The 23,720-nt window shown below is 71.2% G+C and carries 27 protein-coding genes; 9 read left to right on the forward strand and 18 right to left on the reverse strand.

Going from position 1 to position 23,720, the window contains the following annotated elements:
- The first annotated feature begins 62 nt into the window (after positions 1 to 62).
- Complete coding sequence (locus ITJ69_RS01520) at positions 63 to 881, forward strand: shikimate 5-dehydrogenase (RefSeq protein ID WP_159572439.1); 819 nt, start codon at positions 63 to 65, stop codon at positions 879 to 881.
- A 77-nt stretch (positions 882 to 958) separates the two neighbouring features.
- Here ITJ69_RS01520 and ITJ69_RS01525 read toward each other — a convergent pair whose 3' ends face one another.
- The 3 genes from ITJ69_RS01525 to ITJ69_RS01535 all read right to left on the reverse strand — a co-directional run bounded on the left by ITJ69_RS01525 (position 959) and on the right by ITJ69_RS01535 (position 3,829).
- Positions 959 to 1,402, reverse strand: coding sequence for an SRPBCC family protein (locus ITJ69_RS01525; RefSeq protein WP_194671780.1), 444 nt, complete (start codon positions 1,400 to 1,402; stop codon positions 959 to 961).
- A 5-nt stretch (positions 1,403 to 1,407) separates the two neighbouring features.
- Positions 1,408 to 2,853 carry a phytoene desaturase family protein gene (locus ITJ69_RS01530; RefSeq protein ID WP_131877782.1) on the reverse strand — a complete coding sequence of 482 codons (1,446 nt, stop codon included), beginning with the start codon at positions 2,851 to 2,853 and terminating at the stop codon, positions 1,408 to 1,410.
- Positions 2,854 to 3,160: 307 nt separating this feature from the next.
- Entirely contained in the window at positions 3,161 to 3,829 is a 669-nt protein-coding gene (locus ITJ69_RS01535; protein ID WP_111083572.1) for a hypothetical protein, read from the reverse strand.
- 102 nt (positions 3,830 to 3,931) lie between these two features.
- Here ITJ69_RS01535 and ITJ69_RS01540 point away from each other — a divergent pair, with 102 nt between their 5' ends.
- Complete coding sequence (locus tag ITJ69_RS01540; protein ID WP_123339397.1) at positions 3,932 to 4,207, forward strand: hypothetical protein; 276 nt, start codon at positions 3,932 to 3,934, stop codon at positions 4,205 to 4,207.
- A 38-nt stretch (positions 4,208 to 4,245) separates the two neighbouring features.
- Here the strand turns inward: ITJ69_RS01540 and ITJ69_RS01545 are convergent, their stop codons facing one another.
- Genes ITJ69_RS01545 through ITJ69_RS01555 form a run of 3 tightly spaced genes read right to left on the reverse strand, consistent with a single transcriptional unit; the run spans position 4,246 to position 6,820 of the window.
- On the reverse strand, positions 4,246 to 4,773 hold the full coding sequence (locus tag ITJ69_RS01545; RefSeq protein WP_123293021.1) for a GNAT family N-acetyltransferase: 528 nt from the start codon (positions 4,771 to 4,773) through the stop codon (positions 4,246 to 4,248).
- A 26-nt stretch (positions 4,774 to 4,799) separates the two neighbouring features.
- On the reverse strand, positions 4,800 to 6,077 hold the full coding sequence (locus ITJ69_RS01550; RefSeq protein ID WP_194671781.1) for an ABC transporter permease: 1,278 nt from the start codon (positions 6,075 to 6,077) through the stop codon (positions 4,800 to 4,802).
- Positions 6,074 to 6,820 carry an ABC transporter ATP-binding protein gene (locus tag ITJ69_RS01555; protein WP_194671782.1) on the reverse strand — a complete coding sequence of 249 codons (747 nt, stop codon included), beginning with the start codon at positions 6,818 to 6,820 and terminating at the stop codon, positions 6,074 to 6,076. Before ITJ69_RS01555 ends, ITJ69_RS01550 begins: the two co-directional genes overlap by 4 nt.
- An 80-nt stretch (positions 6,821 to 6,900) precedes the next feature.
- On the opposite strand from ITJ69_RS01555, the gene ITJ69_RS01560 reads away from it, so the two are divergent.
- A complete protein-coding gene (locus ITJ69_RS01560) occupies positions 6,901 to 7,530 on the forward strand; it encodes a TetR/AcrR family transcriptional regulator (protein WP_123293018.1) in 630 nt (209 codons plus the stop codon).
- A gap of 81 nt (positions 7,531 to 7,611) precedes the next feature.
- Here ITJ69_RS01560 and ITJ69_RS01565 read toward each other — a convergent pair whose 3' ends face one another.
- From ITJ69_RS01565 to ITJ69_RS01600, 8 genes are all read right to left on the reverse strand, one after another.
- A complete protein-coding gene (locus ITJ69_RS01565) occupies positions 7,612 to 8,622 on the reverse strand; it encodes a glycine betaine ABC transporter substrate-binding protein (protein WP_194671783.1) in 1,011 nt (336 codons plus the stop codon).
- Positions 8,619 to 9,380 (reverse strand): ABC transporter permease, encoded by a 762-nt coding sequence (locus tag ITJ69_RS01570; protein ID WP_123937044.1) that lies wholly within the window; start codon positions 9,378 to 9,380, stop codon positions 8,619 to 8,621. The genes ITJ69_RS01565 and ITJ69_RS01570 overlap by 4 nt, the downstream gene beginning before the upstream one ends.
- Positions 9,377 to 10,654, reverse strand: a complete 1,278-nt coding sequence (locus ITJ69_RS01575) for an ABC transporter ATP-binding protein (RefSeq protein ID WP_194671784.1) — start codon at positions 10,652 to 10,654, stop codon at positions 9,377 to 9,379. The genes ITJ69_RS01570 and ITJ69_RS01575 overlap by 4 nt, the downstream gene beginning before the upstream one ends.
- A complete protein-coding gene (locus ITJ69_RS01580) occupies positions 10,641 to 11,288 on the reverse strand; it encodes an ABC transporter permease (RefSeq protein ID WP_111083581.1) in 648 nt (215 codons plus the stop codon). Before ITJ69_RS01580 ends, ITJ69_RS01575 begins: the two co-directional genes overlap by 14 nt.
- A gap of 208 nt (positions 11,289 to 11,496) precedes the next feature.
- Positions 11,497 to 12,201, reverse strand: coding sequence for a DinB family protein (locus ITJ69_RS01585; RefSeq protein ID WP_123293015.1), 705 nt, complete (start codon positions 12,199 to 12,201; stop codon positions 11,497 to 11,499).
- Positions 12,198 to 12,809, reverse strand: a complete 612-nt coding sequence (locus ITJ69_RS01590; protein WP_123339389.1) for a hypothetical protein — start codon at positions 12,807 to 12,809, stop codon at positions 12,198 to 12,200. The genes ITJ69_RS01585 and ITJ69_RS01590 overlap by 4 nt, the downstream gene beginning before the upstream one ends.
- A gap of 58 nt (positions 12,810 to 12,867) precedes the next feature.
- Entirely contained in the window at positions 12,868 to 13,746 is an 879-nt protein-coding gene (locus ITJ69_RS01595) for an aminoglycoside phosphotransferase family protein (RefSeq protein WP_194671785.1), read from the reverse strand.
- Positions 13,747 to 13,863: 117 nt separating this feature from the next.
- Positions 13,864 to 14,514 (reverse strand): ScbR family autoregulator-binding transcription factor, encoded by a 651-nt coding sequence (locus tag ITJ69_RS01600; protein WP_131920920.1) that lies wholly within the window; start codon positions 14,512 to 14,514, stop codon positions 13,864 to 13,866.
- A 74-nt stretch (positions 14,515 to 14,588) separates the two neighbouring features.
- Here ITJ69_RS01600 and ITJ69_RS01605 point away from each other — a divergent pair, with 74 nt between their 5' ends.
- Positions 14,589 to 15,032 carry a hypothetical protein gene (locus ITJ69_RS01605; RefSeq protein ID WP_131920918.1) on the forward strand — a complete coding sequence of 148 codons (444 nt, stop codon included), beginning with the start codon at positions 14,589 to 14,591 and terminating at the stop codon, positions 15,030 to 15,032.
- A gap of 46 nt (positions 15,033 to 15,078) precedes the next feature.
- Here ITJ69_RS01605 and ITJ69_RS01610 read toward each other — a convergent pair whose 3' ends face one another.
- A complete protein-coding gene (locus ITJ69_RS01610) occupies positions 15,079 to 16,236 on the reverse strand; it encodes a PP2C family protein-serine/threonine phosphatase (RefSeq protein ID WP_194671786.1) in 1,158 nt (385 codons plus the stop codon).
- Between the two features lie 17 nt (positions 16,237 to 16,253).
- Positions 16,254 to 17,009, reverse strand: coding sequence for a ThuA domain-containing protein (locus ITJ69_RS01615; protein WP_228504473.1), 756 nt, complete (start codon positions 17,007 to 17,009; stop codon positions 16,254 to 16,256).
- Positions 17,010 to 17,098: 89 nt separating this feature from the next.
- Here ITJ69_RS01615 and ITJ69_RS01620 point away from each other — a divergent pair, with 89 nt between their 5' ends.
- Positions 17,099 to 17,551: a DUF3817 domain-containing protein gene (locus ITJ69_RS01620; protein WP_131877800.1), complete on the forward strand. Its 453-nt coding sequence runs from the start codon at positions 17,099 to 17,101 to the stop codon at positions 17,549 to 17,551.
- A gap of 255 nt (positions 17,552 to 17,806) precedes the next feature.
- On the opposite strand, the gene ITJ69_RS01625 is transcribed toward ITJ69_RS01620, so the two are convergent.
- A complete protein-coding gene (locus ITJ69_RS01625; RefSeq protein ID WP_194671787.1) occupies positions 17,807 to 19,552 on the reverse strand; it encodes a beta-N-acetylhexosaminidase in 1,746 nt (581 codons plus the stop codon).
- Positions 19,553 to 19,588: 36 nt separating this feature from the next.
- Between ITJ69_RS01625 and ITJ69_RS01630 the strand changes: the two genes are divergently transcribed.
- On the forward strand, positions 19,589 to 20,764 hold the full coding sequence (locus ITJ69_RS01630; RefSeq protein WP_194671788.1) for an ROK family transcriptional regulator: 1,176 nt from the start codon (positions 19,589 to 19,591) through the stop codon (positions 20,762 to 20,764).
- Between the two features lie 51 nt (positions 20,765 to 20,815).
- Complete coding sequence (locus ITJ69_RS01635; protein ID WP_228504475.1) at positions 20,816 to 21,574, forward strand: DedA family protein; 759 nt, start codon at positions 20,816 to 20,818, stop codon at positions 21,572 to 21,574.
- Positions 21,575 to 21,585: 11 nt separating this feature from the next.
- On the opposite strand, the gene ITJ69_RS01640 is transcribed toward ITJ69_RS01635, so the two are convergent.
- Positions 21,586 to 21,789: a DUF2945 domain-containing protein gene (locus ITJ69_RS01640; RefSeq protein WP_123293555.1), complete on the reverse strand. Its 204-nt coding sequence runs from the start codon at positions 21,787 to 21,789 to the stop codon at positions 21,586 to 21,588.
- Between the two features lie 201 nt (positions 21,790 to 21,990).
- Here ITJ69_RS01640 and ITJ69_RS01645 point away from each other — a divergent pair, with 201 nt between their 5' ends.
- Together ITJ69_RS01645 and ITJ69_RS01650 are read left to right on the forward strand one after the other, a co-directional pair.
- The gene (locus tag ITJ69_RS01645) at positions 21,991 to 23,043 is read left to right on the forward strand and encodes a serine/threonine-protein kinase (protein WP_159573550.1); all 1,053 of its coding nucleotides are present in this window, start codon (positions 21,991 to 21,993) and stop codon (positions 23,041 to 23,043) included.
- A 49-nt stretch (positions 23,044 to 23,092) separates the two neighbouring features.
- A complete protein-coding gene (locus ITJ69_RS01650) occupies positions 23,093 to 23,716 on the forward strand; it encodes a phosphoribosylanthranilate isomerase (protein ID WP_123293557.1) in 624 nt (207 codons plus the stop codon).
- The last annotated feature ends 4 nt before the right edge of the window (positions 23,717 to 23,720 follow it).

Genomic DNA, 23,720 nt, shown 5'->3' on the forward strand with positions numbered 1-23,720 from the left:
CCGAGCATGACGAACGGTCCGCGTGGACCGCTCCATCGGTACGACGGTGGGAGACTGGCCCCATGCCCATCCTCAACAAGGACATGCAGGTCTGCATGTCGCTCGCGGCCCGGCCGAGCAACATCGGCACCCGGTTCCACAACTTCCTGTACGACGAGCTCGGGCTCAACTTCCTGTACAAGGCGTTCACCACGACCGACCTGCCCGGCGCCGTGGCCGGCATCCGCGCCCTCGGCATCCGTGGCTGCTCGGTGTCGATGCCCTTCAAGGAGGCGATCATCCCGCTCGTCGACCACGTCGAGGAGTCCGCCGCCGCCATCCAGTCGGTGAACACGGTCGTGAACGACGACGGCGTGCTCACCGCATCGAACACCGACTACGAGGCGATCGCCGCGCTGCTCGGGTCGCACGACGTCGACACCGCGTCCCGAGTGCTGCTCCGCGGCTCCGGCGGCATGGCGAAGGCCGTGACCGCGGCGTTCCGCGGCGCCGGCTTCGACCGCCTGACGGTCGTCGCCCGCAACGAGCAGACCGGTACGGCGCTCGCGTCGCAGTACGGCTACGAGTGGGTCGCCGAGGAGCGCGAGGCGGGGGAGTCCGACCTGGTGGTCAACGTCACGCCGCTCGGCATGCGAGGCGACCAGCAGGACGCGCTCGCCTTCGCACAGGACCGGATCGAGGCGGCCCACACGGTCTTCGACGTGGTCGCGTTCCCGTCGGAGACCCCGCTGGTCCGTGCGGGACGGGACGCCGGCAAGCACGTCATCACCGGAGCCGAGGTCATCGCCCTGCAGGCGGCCCGCCAGTTCGAGCGGTACACGGGCGTCGCCCTGACGGACGACCAGGTGGCGCGCGCCAGCGAGTTCTCGCGCGCCGAGTAGTCGACGCACCCACAGGGCGGACGGGAGGCACGGGGCCAGCTGGCACCGCGCCTCCCGTCCGCCTTTGTGGGAACGTCTCAGGCGTTCGTCGCGCGCCCGACGGCCACCCACCCGAGTCGGCGCAGCGTCTCGTGGTTCCGGACCCAGATGAGCGGCTGCATGAGGAAGTCGGGGACGTAGGCCCCCGGACCGGCGACGGCGTTCTCGACGATCGTCACCTTGCAGCCCTTGCGGTGCAGCTCCACGGTCAGCTCCACGCGGGCCTCGCCGATCGGCCACCCCTTCGGCTGGATCACCATGCGGTGCGGCGGGTCCCACACCAACGAGGTCGTGACGTCGTCGATGACGAGCGGCCAGGCACCGAAGGAGTGGTGCAGGTGCGTGCCGACCTGCGGCCAACCGGCCTCCTGCTTCCGCATGCGCGAGGCGCCGACCACCCAGGTCGTGTAGAGCCAGCCGTCGCCGAGCACGTCGAAGACGTCCTCGGGAGCGCAGTGCAGGATGCGGACGTTCTTCGCCATGGTGATCAGCCTTCCGGGGTGAGGTCGACGTCGTCGGGCAGCCCGAAGGTGTGCCGGAGTGCGCTCTTCGCGGCACGCCAACCGGCCATGCCGTGCACGCCGGGGCCGGGCGCGGACGACTCGGAGCACAGGTACATGCCGCCGCCCATCCGCCACGGGTCGCTGGACAGCACCGGGCGCTTCACGAGCTGCCAGAAGCTCGCGGCACCGGCGGCGATGTCGCCGCCGACGTAGTTCGGGTTGTGGTCCGCCATGTGCGCGGCCGTCCGGCTCGACGTGTGCAGGATCGTGTCGCGGAACCCCGGTGCGAATCGTTCGACCTGGCGCGTGATCGCTTCGGTCTGGTCGACGTCGGACCCCGCCGGCACGTGCGCGTAGGCCCAGAAGACGTGCTTGCCCTTCGGCGCCCGGGTCGGGTCGACGACGGTCGGCTCGGAACCGAGCACGTACGGCCGTTCGGCGTGCTGGCCGTGCGCGACCGAGCCCTCCGCCGCCGCGATCTCGGCCCGTGTCCCGCCGATGTGCACCGTGCCGGCCCGGCGCAGCGCCTCGTTCGTCCACGGCACCGGATCGGACAGCGCGAAGTCGACCTTCGCGGCCGCGTTGCCGAACCGGAACCGGCGGAGCGCACCGCGCTTCGGCGTGGGGATCTGCGAGCCGGCGATCCGCAGCATGCCGGGGACACTCGTGTCGAAGAGCACCGCCTTCGCCGGGGTGAGGTCACCGAGCGACCGGACCTCGTGCCCGGTGACGATCCGTCCGCCGTGCGCGACGAGGTCGTCGGCGAGCGCGTCGACGATCGCCTGGCTGCCGCCGATCGGCACGGGCCAGCCGCGCGCGTGCGCGTAGGCGCCGAGCGACAGCGCCGCGGCGGCCGTCGACAGCGAGGGCATGTGCTGGATGGAGTGCGCGGCGACCCCGGAGACCATCGCCGGGGCGGCGTCCTGGCGGAAGCGGGCGTTCCAGGCGCTGCTGCCCTGCTCGAGTGCGCGCAGGCCGAACCGCAGCACCGTGAGCGGGTGTCGCGGCACGTGCAGGAGGGCGTCGGTGGCGAAGTCGGCGACCTGGTCGGCCGCGCGGGCGAGCGGGCCCATCAGGTTCCGGAAGGCCGGGCCGTCCACGCCGAGCTCGGCGGCCGTCCGCTCGAGGTCCTGGTACGCGATGCCCGCGCGACCCCCGTCGAGCGGGTGCCCGTACTGCACCTCGGGCAGACGGAGCTCGATGCGCTCCTCCATCCGGAACAGCCGGAAGAACTCGGACTGCAGCGCCATCGGGTGCACCGCCGAGCAGACGTCGTGGAGGAACCCCGGCAGGGTGAGCTCGGCGGTGCGGGCACCACCGCCGATCGTGTCGTTCCGTTCGACCACCTCGACGGACAGGCCCGCACGGGCGAGCGTCACCGCCGCCGCGAGTCCGTTCGGTCCGGCCCCGACGACCACCGCATCAACCATGGTCCGAGCCTAGGGACTCGTGTCTGCGCGTGGTCCCGGTCAGATGACCGAGGCTCCGGATGAGACAGCGATCCGCTTCCGGGCGATGACGGCGTCGATCCGTTGTGCTCCGGCGATGAAGGCCGCAGCATCGTGGTCGACGTACCCCGCGATCGCGACGATGTCATCGCGGATCCGTTCGAGCGGAGCCGCGTGGACGGGCTCGTGGTGCGCGAGACGGTTCGCCCCAGGAGTCCGGCGGTGCCGAATGGTCCTGGGGCGTTACCCGATCAGCCTAGCGACGCCCGGGTGATATCTCAAGTACCGGTCAGGGGCGTGCGACGTCGGGGTCAGCAGGGTCGGAGCCGTCCTCGTCGCCGTCGGCGTCGTCGGGTTCGTCGGCGTCGACCGGGGTCGAGCCCACGGGGTGCTCGGCCAGCAACGTCGCGAAGTCCTCGTCGAGCATCTGCTGCAGACGGTCGTCGCGGCCGATCTCGTAGTCGTCGGCCGGACGCTGGGCCCAGCCGAGGCGCCCGACCACCGTGGTGCCGATGTCGTCCCAGGCTCGGGCGCGGGCGGCGAGCACGATGCCGTCGACGAAGTGCTGGTCGTCGCGGCGCTTGTCGAGCATCGTCGCGAGTTGCTCGTACGTCGCCTCGCGCGTGCGCAGCTTGAGGTCGTCACCCCGGCGGTAGTCGTGCTGGTGCCGTGAACGGCCCTTCGACTTGCTCGACGTCGACCGGATCTCCCGCATGCGCGCGGCGTCGCCCCGCTGCTCCTCGGCCATGCGGTGGAGCTCCTCGCGCGCGGCCTCGGCGATCAGTGCGTGGTCGAAGTACCCCTGGTCGCGCAGCGCGTTGGTGATGATCCGGTTGCCGACCGCGATCGTGACCGCGGCCTTCGCGATGAGGAACCCCTCGTCGACGGCCCGCTTCAGTTCGACCTGGCTGATGGGTCGATCGCGCACGTCGTGGTTGCGTCGTCCGAACAAGGCCATGCTCCGACGATACCGGCGTCCGGTGACCATCCGTCGGCAGGTGGACCCGGATCACGCCCTGGAGGGACGACACGCCACGAGTGGTTCCGTAGCGTCGGGTGCATGGTCACGTACACGGAGTCCCCCCGCACCGGTCTCGGCACCGCGAGCCTCGTCCTCGGGATCTGCTCGCTGCTCGCCGGTTGGACGTTCGTCGCGCCGATAGTCGGGCTGTGCCTGGGCGTCGCGTCGCGCAGCCGGGAACCGCTCGCCCGTGGTCGCGCGGGCTGGGGGATCTTCCTGAACCTCATCGCGCTCGCCGTCTGGATCCTGCTGCTCGTGCTGGCGGTCGTCGGCGGTGTGTTCGCGGTCTGGCAGGGCGCGACGCAGGGCTCCTGACGCACGCGCACGCGCAGGGGGGCGGCGGGGAGTCTCGCCTAGAGCAGCAGGCCGTAGACGGCGACGTCGGCGCGGACGGGCCCGAGCGGCAGCGCGCCCCGCAGAGTGCCCTCGAGGGCGAACCCGAGCCGTTCGGCGAGCGCGCGGCTGCGGACGTTGTCGACGCCGGTCCGGATCTCGAGCCGTGCGGTGCCGCGTGCCCGCGCGACCTCGACCAGCACGCCGGCGGCCCGCCCCGCGACACCGCGGCCCTCGTGTCCGGCGTCCACCCAGTAGCCGAGTGACGCCTGGCCCAGGTACGGGTCGAAGGTCAGCGACGCCACCCCGACGATGCGGTCGTCGGAACGGATGACGCAGGGGAGCGCGCGGTCCATCGCGAACTGGCCGAGCAGCCGTTCGGTGTGCAGTCCGATGGTCTCGCGGTCCTGCGGATCCCACGCCCACGGTTCGGCCGCCCGGAGCCGGTCGAGGTTCGCGCGCACGAGTTCCAGCACCGGGTCGACCGTCGTCAGGTCGCGCAGCGTCAGCGTGTACCCGTCGCCGAGGTCCCGCCCGAATGCCGCCACCCGTCAGAGACTATGCACGCCGGGCGCTACTCGTACCGGAGCGCCTCGATCGGGTTCTGCCGTGCGGCGCGGCGCGCGGGGAGGGTGCCGGCGAGGAACGCGATGAACATCACGACGAGGATGATCGTCGCCACCGAACTCGGCGCGAACTGCATGATCTGCAGGCCCGGCAGGTCCTTGAGCACCGTGCCGGCGAGCACGTTCGAGATGCCCGTCCCGACCAGGATCGCGACACCGGCTCCGATGGCACTGCCGAGGAACCCGATGAAGACCGCCTCGAGCGAGAACAGCGTGTAGACCTTGCCGCCGCCCATGCCCATCGCCTTCATCAGGCCGATCTCGCGGGTGCGTTCCTGCACGCTCATCAGCAGCGTGTTGATGATGCCGAAGCCCGCAGCCACCAGGGCGATGACGGCGAAGGCGTTCAAGACCCCGACGATGCCGCTGATGACGGTCTGGAACTGGCCGAGCTGGTCCTGGATGGTCTGCCCGAGGAATCCGTCGTCCGACAGCGCCTTCTTGACCGTGGTCGCGGAAGCCCCGGAGTCGAGCGTCGCGGTGGCGCTGGCGTACGAGGTCGCGATCGAGTCCGGCTTGCCGATCTCCTGCGCGGCCTGCATCGCGTCGGTGAGCGCGGCGTTCGCACCGGCTCCGCCCCCGAACAGCGACTCGTTCTGCACACCGACCACCGTCGCGGTGAGGGTGTGCTCCTTGCCCTGGTAGTCGTCCACCGCGAAGGTGAGTTCCTTGCCGACGGCGGCCTTCGCGCTGCCGAGTCCGAGGTTCTCCAGGTAGTTCGTCGGCAGGATCACCTGGTGCGCGTCGGTGTCGTCGTCGAGCTGCTTCCCGCTCGCCAGGTCGGCGTCGAGCTCCCCCGCGTTGGCGGTCAGGGAGACGACGTACTTACCGTCGTCGCCGTGCTCGGCGTACTTCGGCGCCAGGGCGACCGCCGGACGGATGCTCTTGATGCCGTCGATCGCGCGGATGTCGTCGACGTCGGACTGCGACAGGTACGAGAACGACGCCGGACCGCGGTCGACGCTCTGGCCGGACTCGTCGGGGTCGTACTTGGCCGGGCCGCTGTCGGTCGACGCGGTGTCGACGGCTTTCGTGATGGTCAGGGAACCGGTGTCGCCGATCGACGAGACCTGGGTGTCGATGTAGTTGCTGACACCCGTACCGATCGCCGAGGTCAGCGTGATCGTGAAGGCGCCGATGAAGATCGCGATGACGGTCAGGGTCGTGCGCAGCTTCGACCGGAAGGTGTTCGAGACCGCGGTGCGGAGCAGGTCGAGGAAGTTCATGCGGAGTGCCTTCCGTGCGTGGCCTGCTGGTCGACCGCGGCACCGGCGGCGGGCGTGCCGTCCGAGCCACCGACGATGAGTCCGTCGCGGACGTTGACGCTGCGGTCGCAGCGAGCGGCGAGTTCTTCGTCGTGCGTGACCACGACGAGCGTGATCCCGCGTTCGCGCTGCAGGCCGAAGAGCATGTCCTCGACCACCTGCCCGGTGTTCGTGTCGAGGTTGCCGGTCGGCTCGTCGGCGAAGATGACGCTCGGCTCACCGACCAACGCGCGTGCGATGACCACGCGCTGCTTCTGCCCGCCGGACAGGTCGTTGGCGTCGTTCTTCGCCTTGTCAGCCAGACCGAGGGAGTCGAGCGCCGCCATGCCGCGTCGCTTCCGTTCGGCTCCGGAGACGCCCGCGATCTTGAGCGGCAGCACGACGTTGTCGAGGACCGAGGTCTTGGGGGTCAGGAAGAACTGCTGGAACACGAACCCGAAGGTGCTGTTGCGCGTGCGGTTCACCTGTCGGGCTCCGAGCGTCGCCGCGTCGGTGCCGTCGAGCAGGACCTGCCCGGTCGACGGCTTGTCGAGCAGTGCGAGCAGGTGCATGAGCGTCGACTTGCCCGATCCGGACTTGCCGACGATCGCCAGGCTCTCGCCCTGGTGCACCTGGAGTGACACCCCCTTGAGCGCGTCGAACCGCGTCGGGCCTCGGCCGTAGGTCCTGGCGAGGTCACGGGCCTCGAGCACGGGAGTGGTCATGGCCCCACCGTAGTGTCCGCTGCACGACTGCAAGTTTGCGTTTGCTGTAGATCATGTGACGTTCCGGTTACAGTCGGGCCATGCCCGACACCGCGCCCGCCACCGAGATGGGTCTGCGCGACCGCAAGCGCATCGAGACACGCCACCGCATCGCGGAGGCGGCTCGGTCCCTCGCGCTCGAGCAGGACATCGACCACACCACGATCGAACAGATCGCCGCACGCGCCGAGGTGTCACCGCGCACGTTCTTCAACTACTTCGAGAGCAAGGAGGACGCGGTCCTCGGGCACACCGAGCTCGACCTGGACGCCGAGACCCTGGCAGCGCACCTCGAGACCGTCGCGGGGGAGCCGGCTGCGCAGGCCGTGGTCGACCTGGCGTTCCTGGTGTTCGGCTCGTCGTTCGGCGACGAGCACGAGCGGCTCGCCCGGAAGGAGGTCATCGTGCGCTTCCCGCAGCTCATGCGCCGTCAGGTCAGCCGGATGACGACCGTGGCCGAGGCGATGACCGGTGCGGTGCGCACGATCCTCGAACGCGATCCGGCGTGGGGGCCGGACGCCGCGACCCCGCAGGCCGCCGAGATGCTGCTCGGCATGTGCATGACCGGCCTGCGGAGTTCGGCGCGGCACGAGGGTTCCGACCCGGAAGAGGTCCGCGCCCGCGTCGTCGCGTCGATCCGCGACACGGCTGCGCGCATCGCTGCGGCCTGAGACGCAACCACAGACGGACGGGAGGCCCGGTGCCACCCGGCACCGGGCCTCCCGTCCGTGACGTGGATGCGTCGAGAGCCGTCACGGCTTCGTGATGAAGCCCTCCTTCACCATCCAGTCGAACGCGACGTCGGCCGGCTCGCGCCCCTCGACGTCGACCTGACGGTTCAGCTCCTGCAGCACCGCATCGGTGAGCTTCGGCGAGATCTGGTCGTAGACGTCGGCGAGCTGCGGGTACTCCTTGAGCGTGGCCGAGTCGAGCACCGGCGCGACGTTGTACGCCGGGAAGAAGCCCTTGTCGTCCTCGAGCACGGTCAGGCCGAGCGACTTGATACGGCCGTCGGTGGTGAAGACCTCGCCGAAGTTGCACTTGCCGCGGTCGGTGGCCGTGTAGACCGTGCCGGTGTCGAGGATGCTGACGTTGTCGCTCGGGATCCCGTTCTCCCCCGAGCCGCCGAGCTCCAAGCCGTACTTCTTGAGCATCGGCTTGAAGCCGTCGGCGCGCGAGTTGAACTCCGACTCCACGCAGAAGGTGCGCTCGTCGACGGGCAGCTTCGCGATGTCGGACAGGGTCTTGACGTCGTCGAGTTCCTTGACCGCTTCATCCCGGACCGCGAACGCGTAGGTGTTGTTCATCGGCGCCGGGTTCAGCCACGTGAGCCCGTTGCCGGCGTCTTCCTTCTTGACCGCTTCCCACTGCTCGGTCTTGTCCGGGATCCCCTCGGCGTGGCCCATGAAGGTCAGCCAGGCGGTGCCGGTGTACTCGTACGTGAAGTCCGCACCGTGCGAGGTCATCAACTCGCGGACGGCGACGCTGCCCGGAACGTTGGTCTCGTCGGTGACGTCGAACCCGGCAGCCTTCGCGGCGAGCACGGCGATCTTGCCGAGCACGAGCTGCTCGGTGAAGTTCTTCGACGTCACGGTGATGTGGGCACCGTCCGGCAGGTCGTCGATGCGCTCGATGGTGCCGGGGCCGGCCTCGGGGACGAAGGACGTCGCGGGCTGCAGGCCGCAGCCGGCCAGGACGAGCGCGGTGGCACCGGCGAGTGCGACGGCGGCCCCGCGGCGGAGGCGGCGGGTACGGCGGTTCATCGGAGTCCCTTCGGACGTGCGACGGTCTCGACCACGCGGCCGAGCCAGTCGATGGAGAGGGCGAGGAGCGCCACGAGCAGCGCACCGGCGACGAGCACCTTCGGCAGGAACAGCGTCACGCCCGTGGTGATGAGGAGACCGAGGCCGCCGGCACCGACGAAGGTGGCCAGGCTCGCGGTGCCGACGAGCAGCACGAGCGCCGTCCGGATGCCGGACAGCATGACCGGCACCGCGAGGGGCAGCTCGACGCGCATCAGGACGCTGAACGCGCTCATGCCCATGCCACGGCCGGCCTCGACGAGGCGTGAGTCGACGCTCTGCACGCCGATCATGGTGTTCCGGAGGACCGGCAGGATCGCGTAGAGCACGAGCGCGACCACGGCGGACCAGCTGTTCAGGCCGAGCCACGCGGCGAGCAGCACGATCAGGCCGACAGCGGGGGCCGCCTGCCCGAAGTTCGCGACGGCGAGCACGTACGGGCTCGCCCGACGCAGCGGTCCGCGCGTGAGGACGATGCCGAGCGGGATACCGATCACGAGCACGAGCACCGTCGCCTGCAGGGTCAGCACGAGGTGCTGCCCGGTCAGGTCGAGGATGTCGGCCGGGTTGAGCGTCGTGCGTTCGGTGGGCGTGAGGTCGGCCGTGGCGAGCCAGACCGCGAACCCGGCGAGCACGACCAGGATCGCGATCGGCTGGAACAGCAGGCCCTTCCAGGACGTGCTGGCGCCGGTGGCGGGTCCGGCGGTGACAGCACTCACAGGTCTTCCCCGGAGGGCGCGATCATGGGCGCGGCCGGCGAGGACGGCAGCGTCTCGATCTGGTTGGTGTTCGTGCCGACCGGCGTGTACGCGCGGTCGTCGGCGGCCGCTGCACGCGACCGGGTGATGGCCTCCATGACGACCTCGACCGTGATGACACCGCGGAACGCCTCGCCACGACCGGTGACCAGTGCGGCCCCGGCGCTCGAGACGAGCATGGTGTCGAGGGCGTCGTTGAGCGTCGAGGCCTCGCCCACGATGGGCAGGTCCGCCTCGACGCCGTCCGGGATCCGGTCCAAGCGCTCGAGCTGCCGGCGCGACGGCCAGCCGATCGGCCGCTGCCGACGGTCGACCACGACGGCGTGCCCGTGACCCCCGGCCTCCTGCATGCGCTGCAGGACGGCCTTCGCCTCTTCGCCGGGGGAGCAGGTCACCGCGGAGACGACCTCGACGTCGCGGACGCGGTTCAGGGTGAGCTGCTTCAGCCCGGCGCCCGAGCCGATGAAGTTCTCGACGAACTCGTTCGCCGGCTCCGCCAGGATCCGCTCCGGGGTGTCGTACTGCACGATGTGGGCGCCCTCGGTGAAGATGACGATCCAGTCGCCGAGCTTCACGGCCTCGTCGAAGTCGTGGCTGACGATGACGATCGTCTTGTGCAGCTCTTCCTGGATCCGCAGGAGCTCGTCCTGCAGGCGCTGCCGGGTGATCGGGTCGACCGCACCGAACGGCTCGTCCATCAGCAGGACGGGCGGGTCCGCGGCGAGCGCCCGGGCGACGCCGACGCGCTGCTGCTGGCCACCGGAGAGTTCGCGGGGGTAGCGGTCGCGGTAGGTGGCGGGGTCGAGCGAGACCAGGTCGAGCAGCTCGTCGACACGCGCCGCGATCTTCTCCTTCGACCAGCCGAGCATCTTCGGCACGATCGCGATGTTCGCCGCGACGGTCATGTGCGGGAAGAGCCCGCCGGCCTGGATCACGTAGCCCATCCGGCGGCGGAGCTCGTCGGCGTCGATGCCGGTCACGTCGTCGTCACCGACGACGATGCGGCCCTCGGTGGGCTCGATCAGGCGGTTGATCATCTTGAGGGTCGTCGTCTTGCCGCAGCCGGACGGGCCGACGAGCATGACGATCTTGCCGGCCGGGATCTCGAGGGTGATGCCGTCGACGGCGGGCTTCGACTGCCCGGGGTACCGCTTGGTGACCTCGTCGAGCAGGATGCTGCGGCCGGTGACGTCCCCGTCGGGCGCGGTGGTGGTGGCGGAGTCAGTGCTGGACACGGATACCTCTCGAGATGGTCAGGCGGCCGAGGCCGAGGAGGAGCAGGTCGAGGACGAGGGCGAGCAGGACGACGCCGACCACCCCGACGACCACGGAGTACAGGGCGTTCGCGCCGCCGAGGCGCGAGAGTCCGGAGAAGATGAAGCCGCCGAGCCCAGGGCCGAGGGCGTACGCGGCGATGGCTGCGATGCCCATCACCATCTGGGCGGACACGCGGACGCCGCTCAGGATGATCGGCCAGGCCATCGGCAGTTCGACCTGCACGAGGGTCCGGAACCGGCTCATGCCGATGCCGCGCGCGGACTCGACCACGCTCGGCGGGATCTCGGCGAGGCCGACGACCGCGTTGCGCAGGATGGGCAGGGCGGCGAAGAAGACGACCGTCACGACGGACGGCAGCACGCCGAAGCCGAGCGGGACGATGAGCAGGCCGATGACCGCGAAGGACGGCAGGGTGAGGCCGATGGCGGACACCCCGTTCGCGACGGAGGTCAGGCGGGGACTGCGGTAGACGAGTGTGGCGAGCACCACGGCGATGACCGTGGCGAGCACCGTGCACTGGACCACCAGTGAGAAGTGTTGCCACGACGAGAACCAGATCTGGCTCCATCGCTCCACGACGTACTGGAACACGGGTGGGCGCTCCCCTTCCGGTCGGCCGAACTGCCCACGGGTCGGGGCACAAGCTGCGCCAAAGCTACGCAGGGCACGGACCGGTCGTACGACGCAGCGCAGCGGAAGTGATCGATTCCTGTGCAGATAGCCGAGCGAGAACCCCTGGTCAGCGACCAGTTCGACTGTCGAGCCTGAGAGAACGGTAACGATCGTGAGGGGCCATCGGCTACATGGCCAGGCCCCGCAGGCCGGACCGCTCGGCGATGTCGACGAGCTGCTCGCGCCAGAGGACCCACTCCTCCGGGCTCTTGTCGGCCAGGTTGCCGTCCCCGTCGCCCGCCAGTCCGTCGAGCATCTCGCGCACGATGTCAGCGTGCCCCGCGTGCCGGGCCGTCTCGTACGCCATGTGCACCAGGATGCGGTGGAGCGTGACCTCGCGGAGCTCCTCCGGCCACCAGGGGACGGTGCCGCGGGCGTCGAGGTCGAGCGCTTCGATGGTGGCGTCGGCGTGCGCTGCACTGCGGTGGTGGAAGGCCACGACGTCGTCCAGGGTCTCGTCGAGCGTCGCGTACATGTCCTCGCCGTCCTCCGACTCGAGCCAGGCGGGCGGGTCCGGAAGCGGCCGACCGAACACCTCGCCGAAGTACCCGGCCTGCACACCGGCGACGTGCTTCACCAGCCCGAGCACGTTCGTGCCGGTCGGGGTCACCGGCCAGCGGGCCTGCCGTTCGGCCAGGCCGTCGAGCTTGCCGAGGAGCGCGGCGCGGTGCTTCTGCAGGTACCGGTGCAGCGTCCGCTTCACCGCAGCGGCCGAGGCCAGGGGATCGGTGTCCGACGACGCGCCCTCGTCCGACAGGGCCGAGTTCCCGCTGGACGCGAGGCCGGTCGTCGTCGCGGGGTGGACCTCGGGGACGGCGTCGGTGCTGCTCATGCCCTCGATCGTGCCACCACGACGTCCTGCAGGCGTGCCGATTCCTGCACGGCCACCCGCTCCGCGGTGAGCAGCAGCCCGGCCACCTCGGCCGAGGTGCGCGCAGGGGCGTCGTTCCAGCTCGTCAGGTCACGCACGCGGCCCATGCGGACGTCGGGCGCCGGACACCAGAGCACCGGCGCGCCCTCGTCCACGGCGAGCGCGTGCCAGACCAGGTCGAGGGAGTGCTGGACCCGCGGCGAGTGCACGGCGTGCGGCCCGCCAGCGGCCGAGACGACCGCGCCGACCAGGCAGGCTGCGACGAGCGGTCGCCCCTGCACGTCCATCGCGGCGGCACTCGTGGCCTTCCGCATCCGGCCGTGCTCGTCGAGGTACGCGAACCAGGCGTGCTGGATCCAGCCGCGTTCGACGACGCCACGCGCGTCGGACAGCAGGTGCTCGAGCTCGCCGAGTTCCTGCAGCCGGGCTTCGACCCGTCGGACGCGTGCAGCGGCGCGGCGCTCGGCGAGGCGGTCGAGGAACCCGCGGAGGCCGGTTCGCTCGGATCGGGTGGGGGCGGGAGAGGCGTCGGTGGCGACGTCGTGCTGGACGCGGAACTCGAGGGTCATGAGGGCCCCTCCGATCGGCTGTGCACGGATGGTGCGGTCACGATAGCCCCGCGGGGTCTCAGCCGTCCAGCACCGCGTCGATGCTGCGCCGCGCGACGCTCCGGAAGGCGCGTTCGTCGGACGTCGCGAGCGCGGAGGCGAGCGCGATCGCCCACCCGCGCGCGCGTCCCCAGGTGCCGTCCGGAGCGGCGACCAGCGTCCGGAACGCGTGGCGGGCCTCCCGGTCGAGCGTCAGCCAGGCGGTGGCGAGGTCGACGGCGGGGTCCCCCGAGGTCACGTCGCCGAAGTCGACGACCGCCGACAGGCGTTCGTCGCCGTCCGGCGTGCGGTCCACGAGCAGGTTGAACGGGTGCAGGTCGCCGTGCACCCAGACGGGAGGCCCGGTGTGCGTCGGCAGCGCCGCCGCGGTCCGCCAGACCGCTGCCAGCTCCACGGCCCGGGGCACGTCCTGCGTGGCGAGTCGCGTCAGGACGGCGTCGCTGCGCGTCGCCAACGGCACCGCACGGAACGGGTTCGCCGGAGCATCCGCCGGAGCCGGCACGTGCAGCAGTCGCACGAACCCCGCGAGGGCCTCGGCGACCCGGACACCGGCAGCACGCTCACCGACGGGTGCTCCCGGGAGCCACGGGACGATGCTCCACGACCAGGGGTACCCGAGCGCCGGACGGCCCACGCGCACCGGGGCAGGCACCGGGACGACGGGTGCGACGCGGGCGGCGATCTCCGGCAGCCACCGCTGCTCGTGCTCGACCAGGCGTGCTGCGAGCTCCCGACGCGGCAGCCGCACGGCGTACTCGTCGCCGAGCCGCACGATGACGTTGTCCCAGCCGTTCGCGACGACCACGAGCGTCAGGTCCGCCAGGTCGGGGTGCTGGGTGCGCAGCAGGGCCCGGACGAGCGGGACGTCGACGTCGACCTCTGCCGGTGGTGTGGGCACCGGCTCAGGCTAGTGGGCCGGTGGACACATGCCCGCGAACGGGGGCGAGTGCGGAAACCGACCGCTGGGTATGCTCGCAGGGACGGTGACGTGGGTGTTTCCCTGGGGGGACCCGCGTCATTCCGGCGCGATGATGGCGACGAGTCGCGGGACCTCTGGTCGGACGCGTTCGGTGACGAGCGCGGCCAGCAGCACCGTCCAGAGTTCCCGCAGGCGTTCGTACAGGTCGGTGCGGTCGGCGAGCACGTCCGACACCGTCTGCACGCCCGTGTACGCGGGGATGACCACGCGGCCGACCAGCTCCGGGTCCCACCGCGGGTCGACCTCGCCGGCGTCGATCGCCTGGCGGACGGTCTGTGCGATGAGCGCCATCCAGTCGGTGTACGGGTCCTGACGGGGGACGTCGTGCGTCGCGACCTCGGTCGACAGACGGATGCCGGCGCTCACGACGACCTCGGTGACCATCTGGGTCGCCAGTCCCTGCGACATCCACATGAGGGCTTCGAGCGGCGTCCGGCTCCGGGCGACCGCGGCCTCGCCGTAGCGCCGCGAGACCTCGTGCTGCTGCGCGATCACGGCACCGGCGAGGTCGGCCTTCGACGCGAAGTGGAAGTACAGCGCGCCCTTGGTCAGCCCGATCCGTTCGGCGACGCCGTCCATCGACGCGCCGAGGTACCCGCGCTCGTCGAACTCGGCGGCCGCGGCCCCGATGATCGCCGCGCGGGTCTCGAGCGCCCGCTGCTGCCGGGTGCGTCCGTCCTGCGCCATCACCTCCCGATCGTAGTCCCGCTCCGGGCCTGCGCACGGCCCGCGTTCGGGCGGGTGCCCTACGGTTGGCCGCCATGGACGGATGGCGGAACCCCGCGCGGTGGGCGCGGACCGGACGGTGGCTGCTGCTGCCGATCGCGGTGCTCGACTGGGTGGCCCTCGCGCCGCAGACCATCGTCGTGCTCGCGTTCCTGATCGCCGTCGTCGGGCTCGCCGGGATGGCAGCCGCGCTCGTCGTGCACATGCTCGGGCGCTCCCGCGGGGTGATGGCGCTGCTCGGTGTCGTCCTGCTGCTCGGCGGGCTCGTGGTGTTCGGCCTCGACCCGTTCCCCAGCTCGTTCCCGCTGATCGACGCGTGGTGGCCCGAGTCGATCACGCAACCGCAGGTGGTCGGCAGTGCCTACTGGCAGCTCGCCGGCCTCGGCATCGAGCTCGCGGGCTTCGGACTGCTGGCCACGCTGCTCGTCGTCGCGCTCACCGGCGCACCCCGATCACGGCAGGACCGCTTCCGCTCCTGACCGCGGCGCACGACTGCGCGGCAGCGGCGTCGTCAGCGGACGGTGTTCAGCGCCGCCCGAGCACGACCAGCGTCACGTCGTGGGCTGCACCGGCCGGCTCGAGGGCGCGGACCCGTTCGACGACCGCGGCACCGGTCGGCTCGGCAGCGACCAGGGCGGCCAGGTCGTCGAGGTGGCCGATCCCCTCGAGCGCCAGTACGCCCTCGGTGCACACCACGAGCCGGTCGCCCGCCGCCAGGTCGAGCGTGGCGGGGGACCGCGGCACGGACTCCGGCTGCAGGCCGAGCGGCAGGTCGAGCGAGTGCAGCGCCCGGCTGGTGCCGTCGGCGCGGACGAGCACCGCGAGGCCGTGGCCGGCGTCCCCGAAGACGACGTGCCCTGACGTCGGGTCGAGCCGCAGGTGGAAGAGCGAGCCGACGGCGTCCGCAGCGGACAGGTCGGCGGCGACCTGGGCCTCCAGGCCGCCGATCGCGTCCTGCATGGCGGTCTCGGTGCGCGCCACCACGGCACCGCGCACTGCCGAGGCGAGGAGACCCGACGCTCGTCCCGCTGCCGAGACGCCGCCCACGGTGACGTGCAGCACACCGTCGGTGGCGAGCCGCCAGTCGGCGACGTCCCCGCCGCCCGGCTCACGCCGGATCGCGAGGGTGTCCAGGTCGTACCCGGGGACGTCGACCGGTTCGGACACCAGGCCCTCGAGCACACGGTTGACCCGGTTGCGGTCGATGGCGTGCCCGAGCTCCCGTTCGGCCCAGCGGGCGAGGTCACGCAGCAGCTCGAGGTCCTCGACCGACAGCTCGCGCGGGGTCGCGTCCATGATGCAGAGCGTGCCGACCCTGGTGCCGTCCTGCATCGTCAGCGGCGCCCCCGCGTAGAAGCGGATCCCGTGCTCCACCACCGCCGCGGTGTGCGCGAACCGGGCGTCGAGCGAGGTGTCGGGGATCACCATCGGCTCCGGACTGAGCACCGTCGTCGCGCAGAACTGCTCGCTCGCGGGCACGCTCGAGCCCTGGTGCCAGCCGAACGTCGACTGCGACGTGACGACGTCACTGTGGACGAGGTTGAGGAAGGTCAGCGGCACGCCGAACGCCTCGTGGGTCATGCGGGTGATGCGGTCGAAACGCTCCTCGGGGCCTGCCCCCAAGACCTCGAGCGCCTCGATCACCGCGGTGCGTCGGTCCGCACCGTCGAGATGGTTGGTCACACGCCCTGTCTACCCGCTCAGTCCGTCAGGAACCAGTCCCGCGGGTGCTGGTCGGCCGTCAACTCGCGTCGCTCGGACACCGGAGCGGCCCACGCCGCCGCGTTCGACAGCACGCGCTGGATGTCCGGGTGGTGGTAGACGGGGTACTCCTGGTCGCCGGGGGAGAAGTAGAAGACCTTCCCCAGACCGCGGCGGTAGGCGACCCCGGACCGGAAGACCTCGCCGCCGGCGAAGGTCGACAGGAAGACCTCTTCGTCGGGGCGCGGGATGTCGAAGAACTCGCCGTACATCTCCTGCCGGTCGATCACGATCGGGTGCGGCACCCCGGCGGCGATCGGGTGCTCTGGCGCGATCGTCCAGACGAGTTCGCGCTCGCCGTCGTTGCGCCACTTCAGCGAGCAGGTGGTGCCCATCAGGCGCTTGAACGGCTTCGAGTAGTGCCCGGAGTGCAGCACCACCAGCCCCATGCCGGCGTGCACGGCGTCGACGACCAGGTCGACCACGGCGTCGCTGACCTCGTCGTGGGCGGCGTGGCCCCACCAGAACAGGACGTCGGTCGTGGCCAGGCGCTCGGCGGTGATGCCGTGGTCAGGCTCCTGCAGCGTGGCGGTGCTCACGGTGGCGTCGGGGTGGTGCTCGCGGAGCGCTGCCGCGATCACGGTGTGCATGCCGTCGGGGTAGTGCCCGATGACCGTCGCGTCACCGCGGGTCTCGTGCACGTTCTCGTTCCAGACGACGATGTTCAGGGGACGGTTCTCGGTCGGCACTGACATGGCTCCAACGCTAGCCTCCCCGGGCGTCGAATCGATACGACCACCGGAGTGTCGGGGGTTTCCCGGGACACGTCCGCGACGATGTGGGCATGACTCCCCGCTCCCTGTTCCGTGCCGCCGCGGTCGCCGAACTCGTGACCTGGACCATGCTCATCGCCGGGATGGTGCTCAAGTACGGCCTGGACGCCGGCGACTGGGGCGTCCGGATCGGCGGCGGAGTGCACGGCTTCGTGTTCCTGGCCTACCTCGTCGTGACGACCGTCGTCGCGGTCAACCAGCGCTGGACCCTCGGGGCACTCGTGCTCGGCTGGGCGAGTGCCGTCGTGCCCTACGCCACGGTGCCGTTCGAGGTCGCGGTCGCCCGCCGAGGCATGCTCGAGGGCCCGTGGCGCCGCTCACCCGACGCTCGCTCGGGCTTCTGGGACCGTCTGCTGTTCTTCGTGGTGCGTCGCCCCGCAGTCGCGGTCGTCATCGGGGTCGTGGCGGTCGCTCTGGTCTTCGTGGTGCTGCTGGCGGCGGGCCCGCCCCGCGTGACTTCGTGAGCAGAAATGGTCGGGTTCGTGATGCGGACCCGACCATTTCTGCTCACGATGCGCGGCCCTGGTCGCGACCACGGACGGACGGGAGGCCCGGTGCCAGCTGGCACCGGGCCTCCCGTCCGCCTGCGGTCGCGACGCACCGCCGGCCGCGCGTCGGGCGGTCACGTTCCGTCGCTGGCGTGGCGCCCAAAAGACGAGACATGACCGCGCGCCGGCACTGAACGGGGTGTCGTGGCCACGCGAGGAGCAGCCCGCCCCCTACTCGGCGATGTTCGCTGTCACCGCGTCGATGTAGGCGGCGCGGTCCTCACGCGAGTGCGGCCGCCCCGGAACGCCCGGACGCCGCTCCCACGGGAACGGCCCGGCCTCGTGCCGGTACTCGATCCCCATCGCCTCGAGCCGCGCGGTGTGCTCGGCCAACCGCCCGCGGAACTCGGCGACGTCGCGCGGTCCGGTGACGTCCGCCGACCAGAGCGCCTCGGCCAGGGCGGCCACCCGCGGGAACAGCTGGTAGTCGAGCTTCCGCGCGGTGTCGACGTGCTCGGTCCACATGTTGCCCTGGCCGCCGATGACGTGGGCGCGCTCGGACTCGGTCAGGCCGGACGGCACCGGGTCGAACCCGAAGACGTCGTCGACCGTCAGCACGATGGACACCGGGATCGGCTCGGTCGCCAGGTCGCTCTGGCGGTAGTCGAGGTACGCCTGGTCGTCGGGCGACGAGATCACGTCGTGCCCGCGCTTCGCCGCCGTCCGGGCACCGGTCAGACCGCGCCACGACACGATGGTCGCCGAGGGGTCGAGCGTGCCGCCCTCGAGGATCTCGTCCCAGCCGAACGCCTGCCGCCCGTGCGAGGCGACGTGCGCCGCGAGCTGCCCGATGATCCAGGCCTGCAGCTGCTCTTCGTCCTCGAGCCCGAGTGAACGCATGCGCTCCTGCGTGCGGGGGTCCTCGACCCACTGCACCTTCGGGCACTCGTCGCCGCCGATGCCGATGTAGCGCGAGGGGAAGAGCGCGATGACCTCGTCGAGGACGTCCTTGAAGAAGTCGACGGTGCTGTCGTCGGCGTTCAGGACGTCGTCGGCGATGCCCCACTCGGTCCAGACCTCCACCGGTGTCTCGGGGTGCACGCCGAGCGACGGGTAGGCGGCCAGCGCGGCACGGACGTGCCCGGGCGTCTCGATCTCGGGGACGACGGTGACGAACCGGTCCGCCGCGTAGGCGACGATCTCGCGGATGTCGTCCTGCGTGTAGTAGCCGCCGTGCGGGCGGCCGTCGAACGCCGCGGGGTGCAGCACGCCGTCGGCGTCGGGGACGTGCGCGCCCACCTGGGACTCGCGACGCCAGGACCCGATCTCGGTCAGGCGCGGGTACTTCCGGATCTCGATGCGCCAGCCCTGGTCCTCCGTCAGGTGGAAGTGCAGCCGGTTGATCCGGTGCGCCGCGAGCTGGTCGACGACGCGCATGACCTCGTGCTTGGTGCGGAAGTGCCGGGCGACGTCGAGCATGACGCCGCGCCAGGCGAAGGCGGGCGCGTCCTCGACGATGGTCGACGGGACGGACCACGGCCCGGTGCCGACGCGGCCGCTGCGGTACACGTCGGCGGGCAGCAGCTGGAGGAGCGCCTGGACGCCGTAGAACACGCCGGCGGCCGAGCCGCCCGCGACGTCCACACCGTCGGGTGTGACGGTCAGGCGGAAGGACTCGGCGCGCTCGCCCTCGGGCGACGGCGGCCCGGTGGGCAGGGAGGGATCGTCGGTGACGCGCAGCGAGATGACGCCCGTCCGGACCGACCCGTCGGCGGAGGCCGCCCCGTCGACCGCCGCGTCCTCCGCTGCGTCGCGGACCGGCTGGCCGGTCGACGCCCGGAGGGTCTGCTGCAGGTACAGTCGGACCGATCCGCTCGCTGCGTCCGCTGCGATGCGGGTCGACGGGGTGATCTCGAAGGCGCCGGTACCGGGGACGGCGCGGCGCGGTCGTGGGATGAGCATGTCGGAGTCCACCATTCCTCAATGATCTTTCGTAATGTGGAGGCTATGGCCGTGGACGAGACCGTGTCAACGATCCCGAGTGTCGTGGGGACGACGCCGGGTGTGCTCCGACTCATGAACTCCCGGGCCATCCTCGACGAGCTCCTGCGCGACGACGCGTCGCGCACCGTGACCGAGCTCAGCCGCACCGTCGGGCTCTCCCGCCCCACGGTCGAGGCGGCGCTCGCTGACCTGGTCGACGAGGGCTGGGTGACCGAGGCCGAGGCGATCGCCACCCCGAACAAGGCCGGCCGCCGGGCCAAGCGCTTCGCCGCGGACGCCACCGCCGGTTCCGTGCTCGGCGTCGACCTCGGACTGCACGGCATCGTCGGCATCCGCGCCGACCTGCGCGGGAACACCCTCACCCGGGTCGAGGAGCGCTACGCCGACCTCGCCGACGCGGAGCAGGCCTGGACGAGCGTGCAGGACGTGGTCCGCCGCCTGACGGCCGACTCGGAGACATCACCGGTCCTCGCCGCCACGTTCGGCGTCCCCGCCGTGGTCGACCGCGCCGGCGAGATCGACTACACGGTCGCGGTGCCCGAGTGGGTCGAGCGCCGCGTGCCCGGCCGGATCCAGGACCTCTTCCCCGGCATCGCGACGTTCTTCGACAACGACGCCAAGCTCGCCGCCACCGCCGAGGCGATGTGGGGGCGCTTCCGAGGCGTCCAGGACGGCCTGTACCTGGTGATGGGTCGGCAGATCGGTGCGGCCTACGTCATCGACGGGGCGTTGGCGCGCGGGGCGCGCGGTGCGGCTGGCGAGATGGGCGGCCTTGCCTCGACCGGGTGGCCCGGTGCGCCGGCCCGCCTGGAGGCCCGGATCACGTCCGACACGGACCTCGAGTCGGTCTTCGCCGCAGCCGGGCGCGGGGGCGCAGCGCCGGGCCACGTCGGCGATGGCGTTCCGGATCCGGCGGCGGTCGACGTCGTCCGTGCATTCGCGGACGACGTGGCACCGGGCGTCGTGCAGCTCGTCACGACGATCGACCCCGAGGTCGTGGTCGTCGGGGGCGAGGTCCTGCCGGCGGCACCGGTGTTCGCCGAGGCGCTCGCCGCGGTGGTCACGCCCCAGCTCCGGCACCCCGTCGAGATCGTGCCGTCGACGGTCGGTCGCGACGCCGTCGCCCGCGGTGCCCTCGCGCGGTCGTTGACGCACGTGCGGAGCTCGCACATGGGACTCGGCTGACGTTCAGGTACCGCGCCGGGTCCTGACAGGGCGCTCAGGGATGCTGGGGGCATGACGACTGCCGTGACCGCCCGTGCCATGACCGTCGCCACCGGCGACTCCACCGCTCCCTCGGACCTCGGCGGACTCTCCGGCCTCGTGCTCCAGATCATCGACGCCCTGGGGGAGTGGGGCGTCGCGCTCATGCTCTTCATCGAGACGGTGTTCCCGCCGATCCCGTCCGAGCTCATCCTGCCGCTGGCCGGGTTCCTGGCGGGTGCCGGGCAGATGAACCTCGTGCTCGTCCTCGTGCTGGCGACGCTCGGGTCCTACCTCGGGGCGCTGGTGCTCTACTGGCTCGGCGCGAAGATCGGGTTCGAGCGCACCACGCGGTGGTTCGGCAAGCTCCCCCTGGTCGACGAGGATGACTTCCGCAAGGCCGCCGCGTGGTTCCACCGGCACGGCAAGAGCGCCGTGTTCTTCGGCCGCTTCGTCCCGATCGTGCGGAGCCTCATCTCCTTGCCCGCGGGCGCTGACCGCATGCACCTCGGCACGTTCTCGGTGTTCACGATCATCGCGAGCGGCATCTGGAACAGCGCCCTGGTGCTGCTCGGTGCTGCCTTCGGCTCCCAGTACGACCGCGTCGAGCAGTACACCGAGTGGATCGACCGGGTGCTCTACGTCGCGATCGCGGTCGTCGTGGTGACGTTCGTGGTCCGGCGGGTGCGACGGTGGCGGGCAGACCGTCGCGCGGACGGTGGCGGCAACGGCGACGGTGCCGCGAGCGGGGGCGCACGAGGTCGTCGTCGCGCCGAGCCCGCCCGCGACTGAGCCGGTCGTCGTCAGGCCTTGGTCAGCGCCGACTCCTTGTGCGCGGCCTGCTTGCCGCTCTTCTCCGACTCGACGATCCAGTACGGATCGTCGTCGGTCGGCTTGAACGTCTGACCGTCGAACTCGAAGTCGCTCGTGCGCTTCCGCACGAGTTTCCCGGTCGTCTTCCCTTGCGAGGTGTTCCAGTGCACCTCGTCACCCTTCGTCAGTGCCATCGCTGTCCTCCTTGCGTGATCGCTCACCCTGGTCGGAGGTCGAACGGTACCCTGATGCATCCGCATGAACACAGGGAAGTACGCCGATCACGATGTCATAACACCCGCCCAAAAGCGGGGTCGGACGCGTACCGTTTCTCGTGAGCCAACACGCCGGCAGCAGCCGCGGAACCTGCGGCTCCCGACGGAACGACGGACACCATGACCCTGCTGGACGGCTTGCGGACGGAGACGGTCCTGTCGGGCCGGTACCGACTGGTGAAGCTCATCGGCACGGGTGGCATGGGGACCGTCTACGAAGCCCGCGACGAGCACACCTACCGCGCCGTCGCCGTGAAGCTCTTCGCGACGCCGGACAAGATGACGACGGCCGACCGCGTCCGCCAGGAACGCGAGATCCGGCTCCTCAGCATGCTGTCGCACCCCGGGCTCATCCCGCTCTACGACGCCGGCACGCACGACTTCCCCGACGGCCCGCACCGGTTCATCGTGATGGAGCTCATCGCCGACACGACGCTGCTGCGCCGACTGTCCGAGGGGGCCCTGCACAACTACGAGGTGGCCGACCTCGGCGCCCAGCTCGCCGATGCCCTGGCCTACGTGCACTCGCGCGGCATCGTGCACCGGGACGTCAAGCCCGCCAACATCCTGATCAGCGACGAGGGCTCGTCCGGCTTCGCCCGGACCGTGAAGCTCACCGACTTCGGTGTCGCGCACTTCGTCGACGGCTCGCGCCTGACGAACGACGGCACGATCATCGGCACGGCGGCGTACCTGAGCCCCGAGCAGGTCGCGGGTGAGCCGATCAGCTTCGCCACCGACGTGTACTCGCTCGGACTGGTGCTGCTCGAGTCCCTGACCGGCAAGCAGGAGTACTCCGGCACCCTGATCGAGGCGGCACTGGCCCGCCTGCGGCACGACCCCGTGATCCCCGACGACGTCGCCTCGGAGTGGCGCGAACTGCTCAGCCGGATGACCGCCCGCGACCCGGAGCGTCGCCCGACCGCGGTCGCGATCGCGAACGCCCTGCGGGGCGGCTCCACGCAGGTCACCGGCCCCGTGCCGCTCGGACCGGAGCGGGTCAAACACCAGCGCGACCACCGGATGCACCGGGCGGCCCACCGGCACGCGAAGCGCGGCACCTTCTCGGCCGTCCGCCGCTGGCGTCGGCGGAACGTGCTCGTCGGCTCGTTCGCGGCGTTCGGCGTGCTGGTCGCGTGCGGCTCCGCCTACGTCGCCGGCATGCTGCACTGACGTCGCGAGCTCGTCCCGTTCGTCCGTGGTCCCTGGCAGGATGGACAGCATGACCGACCAGCGCTGGATCAAGATCTGCGGCCTGTCGACGCCCGACACCGTGGACGCCGCCGTCGACGCGGGCGCCGACGCGGTCGGGTTCGTCTTCGCCGCGAACAGCCCCCGCACCGTGACGGCCGACCTGGCGAAGGAACTCGTCGAACGGCTGCCGGACGGCATCGACGCCGTGGGGGTCTTCCGCGACCAGAAGATCGACGAGATCGTCGGCATCGCGTCCGAGGTCGGGCTCACCACCCTGCAGCTGCACGGTGGCGAGGCCGCGACCGACTTCGCCCGAGCCCGCGACGCCGGCTTCTTCACCATCCGGGCCCTCGCGGCCGAGGACTACCTGCGTGAGACCGCCGAGCAGCGCGCCTCGTACGACCACGACCTGCTGCTGCTCGACGCCGCCGTGCCGGGTAGCGGTCGGCTGATCGACCCCGCCGTGATCGAGGGCGGGATCGACGAGGCCTGGATCCTCGCGGGCGGCCTGACCCCCGCCAACGTCGTCGCCGCGGTCGAGGCGCTCGACCCCGACGGTGTCGACGTGTCGAGCGGCGTCGAGTCCGAGCGTGGCGTGAAGGACCCGGCCAAGATCCGCGCGTTCGTCGAGGCCGTCCGCAGCCTGGGCTGACGCG

Source organism: Curtobacterium sp. VKM Ac-2887 (genome assembly GCF_015350935.1).
Classification (GTDB): Bacteria; Actinomycetota; Actinomycetes; order Actinomycetales; family Microbacteriaceae; genus Curtobacterium.

Coding starts and splice junctions, on each gene's coding strand:
- ITJ69_RS01625 (WP_194671787.1), bottom strand. CDS start 19,552: ATGGTGGACTCCGACATGCTCATCCCACGACCGCGCCGCGCCGTCCCC.
- ITJ69_RS01600 (WP_131920920.1), bottom strand. CDS start 14,514: ATGGCGCAGGACGGACGCACCCGGCAGCAGCGGGCGCTCGAGACCCGC.
- ITJ69_RS01620 (WP_131877800.1), top strand. CDS start 17,099: ATGACTCCCCGCTCCCTGTTCCGTGCCGCCGCGGTCGCCGAACTCGTG.
- ITJ69_RS01525 (WP_194671780.1), bottom strand. CDS start 1,402: ATGGCGAAGAACGTCCGCATCCTGCACTGCGCTCCCGAGGACGTCTTC.
- ITJ69_RS01635 (WP_228504475.1), top strand. CDS start 20,816: ATGACGACTGCCGTGACCGCCCGTGCCATGACCGTCGCCACCGGCGAC.
- ITJ69_RS01615 (WP_228504473.1), bottom strand. CDS start 17,009: ATGTCAGTGCCGACCGAGAACCGTCCCCTGAACATCGTCGTCTGGAAC.
- ITJ69_RS01640 (WP_123293555.1), bottom strand. CDS start 21,789: ATGGCACTGACGAAGGGTGACGAGGTGCACTGGAACACCTCGCAAGGG.
- ITJ69_RS01530 (WP_131877782.1), bottom strand. CDS start 2,853: ATGGTTGATGCGGTGGTCGTCGGGGCCGGACCGAACGGACTCGCGGCG.
- ITJ69_RS01590 (WP_123339389.1), bottom strand. CDS start 12,809: ATGACCCTCGAGTTCCGCGTCCAGCACGACGTCGCCACCGACGCCTCT.
- ITJ69_RS01555 (WP_194671782.1), bottom strand. CDS start 6,820: ATGACCACTCCCGTGCTCGAGGCCCGTGACCTCGCCAGGACCTACGGC.
- ITJ69_RS01535 (WP_111083572.1), bottom strand. CDS start 3,829: ATGGCCTTGTTCGGACGACGCAACCACGACGTGCGCGATCGACCCATC.
- ITJ69_RS01585 (WP_123293015.1), bottom strand. CDS start 12,201: ATGAGCAGCACCGACGCCGTCCCCGAGGTCCACCCCGCGACGACGACC.
- ITJ69_RS01560 (WP_123293018.1), top strand. CDS start 6,901: ATGCCCGACACCGCGCCCGCCACCGAGATGGGTCTGCGCGACCGCAAG.
- ITJ69_RS01605 (WP_131920918.1), top strand. CDS start 14,589: ATGGACGGATGGCGGAACCCCGCGCGGTGGGCGCGGACCGGACGGTGG.
- ITJ69_RS01520 (WP_159572439.1), top strand. CDS start 63: ATGCCCATCCTCAACAAGGACATGCAGGTCTGCATGTCGCTCGCGGCC.
- ITJ69_RS01565 (WP_194671783.1), bottom strand. CDS start 8,622: ATGAACCGCCGTACCCGCCGCCTCCGCCGCGGGGCCGCCGTCGCACTC.
- ITJ69_RS01540 (WP_123339397.1), top strand. CDS start 3,932: ATGGTCACGTACACGGAGTCCCCCCGCACCGGTCTCGGCACCGCGAGC.
- ITJ69_RS01550 (WP_194671781.1), bottom strand. CDS start 6,077: ATGAACTTCCTCGACCTGCTCCGCACCGCGGTCTCGAACACCTTCCGG.
- ITJ69_RS01650 (WP_123293557.1), top strand. CDS start 23,093: ATGACCGACCAGCGCTGGATCAAGATCTGCGGCCTGTCGACGCCCGAC.
- ITJ69_RS01645 (WP_159573550.1), top strand. CDS start 21,991: ATGACCCTGCTGGACGGCTTGCGGACGGAGACGGTCCTGTCGGGCCGG.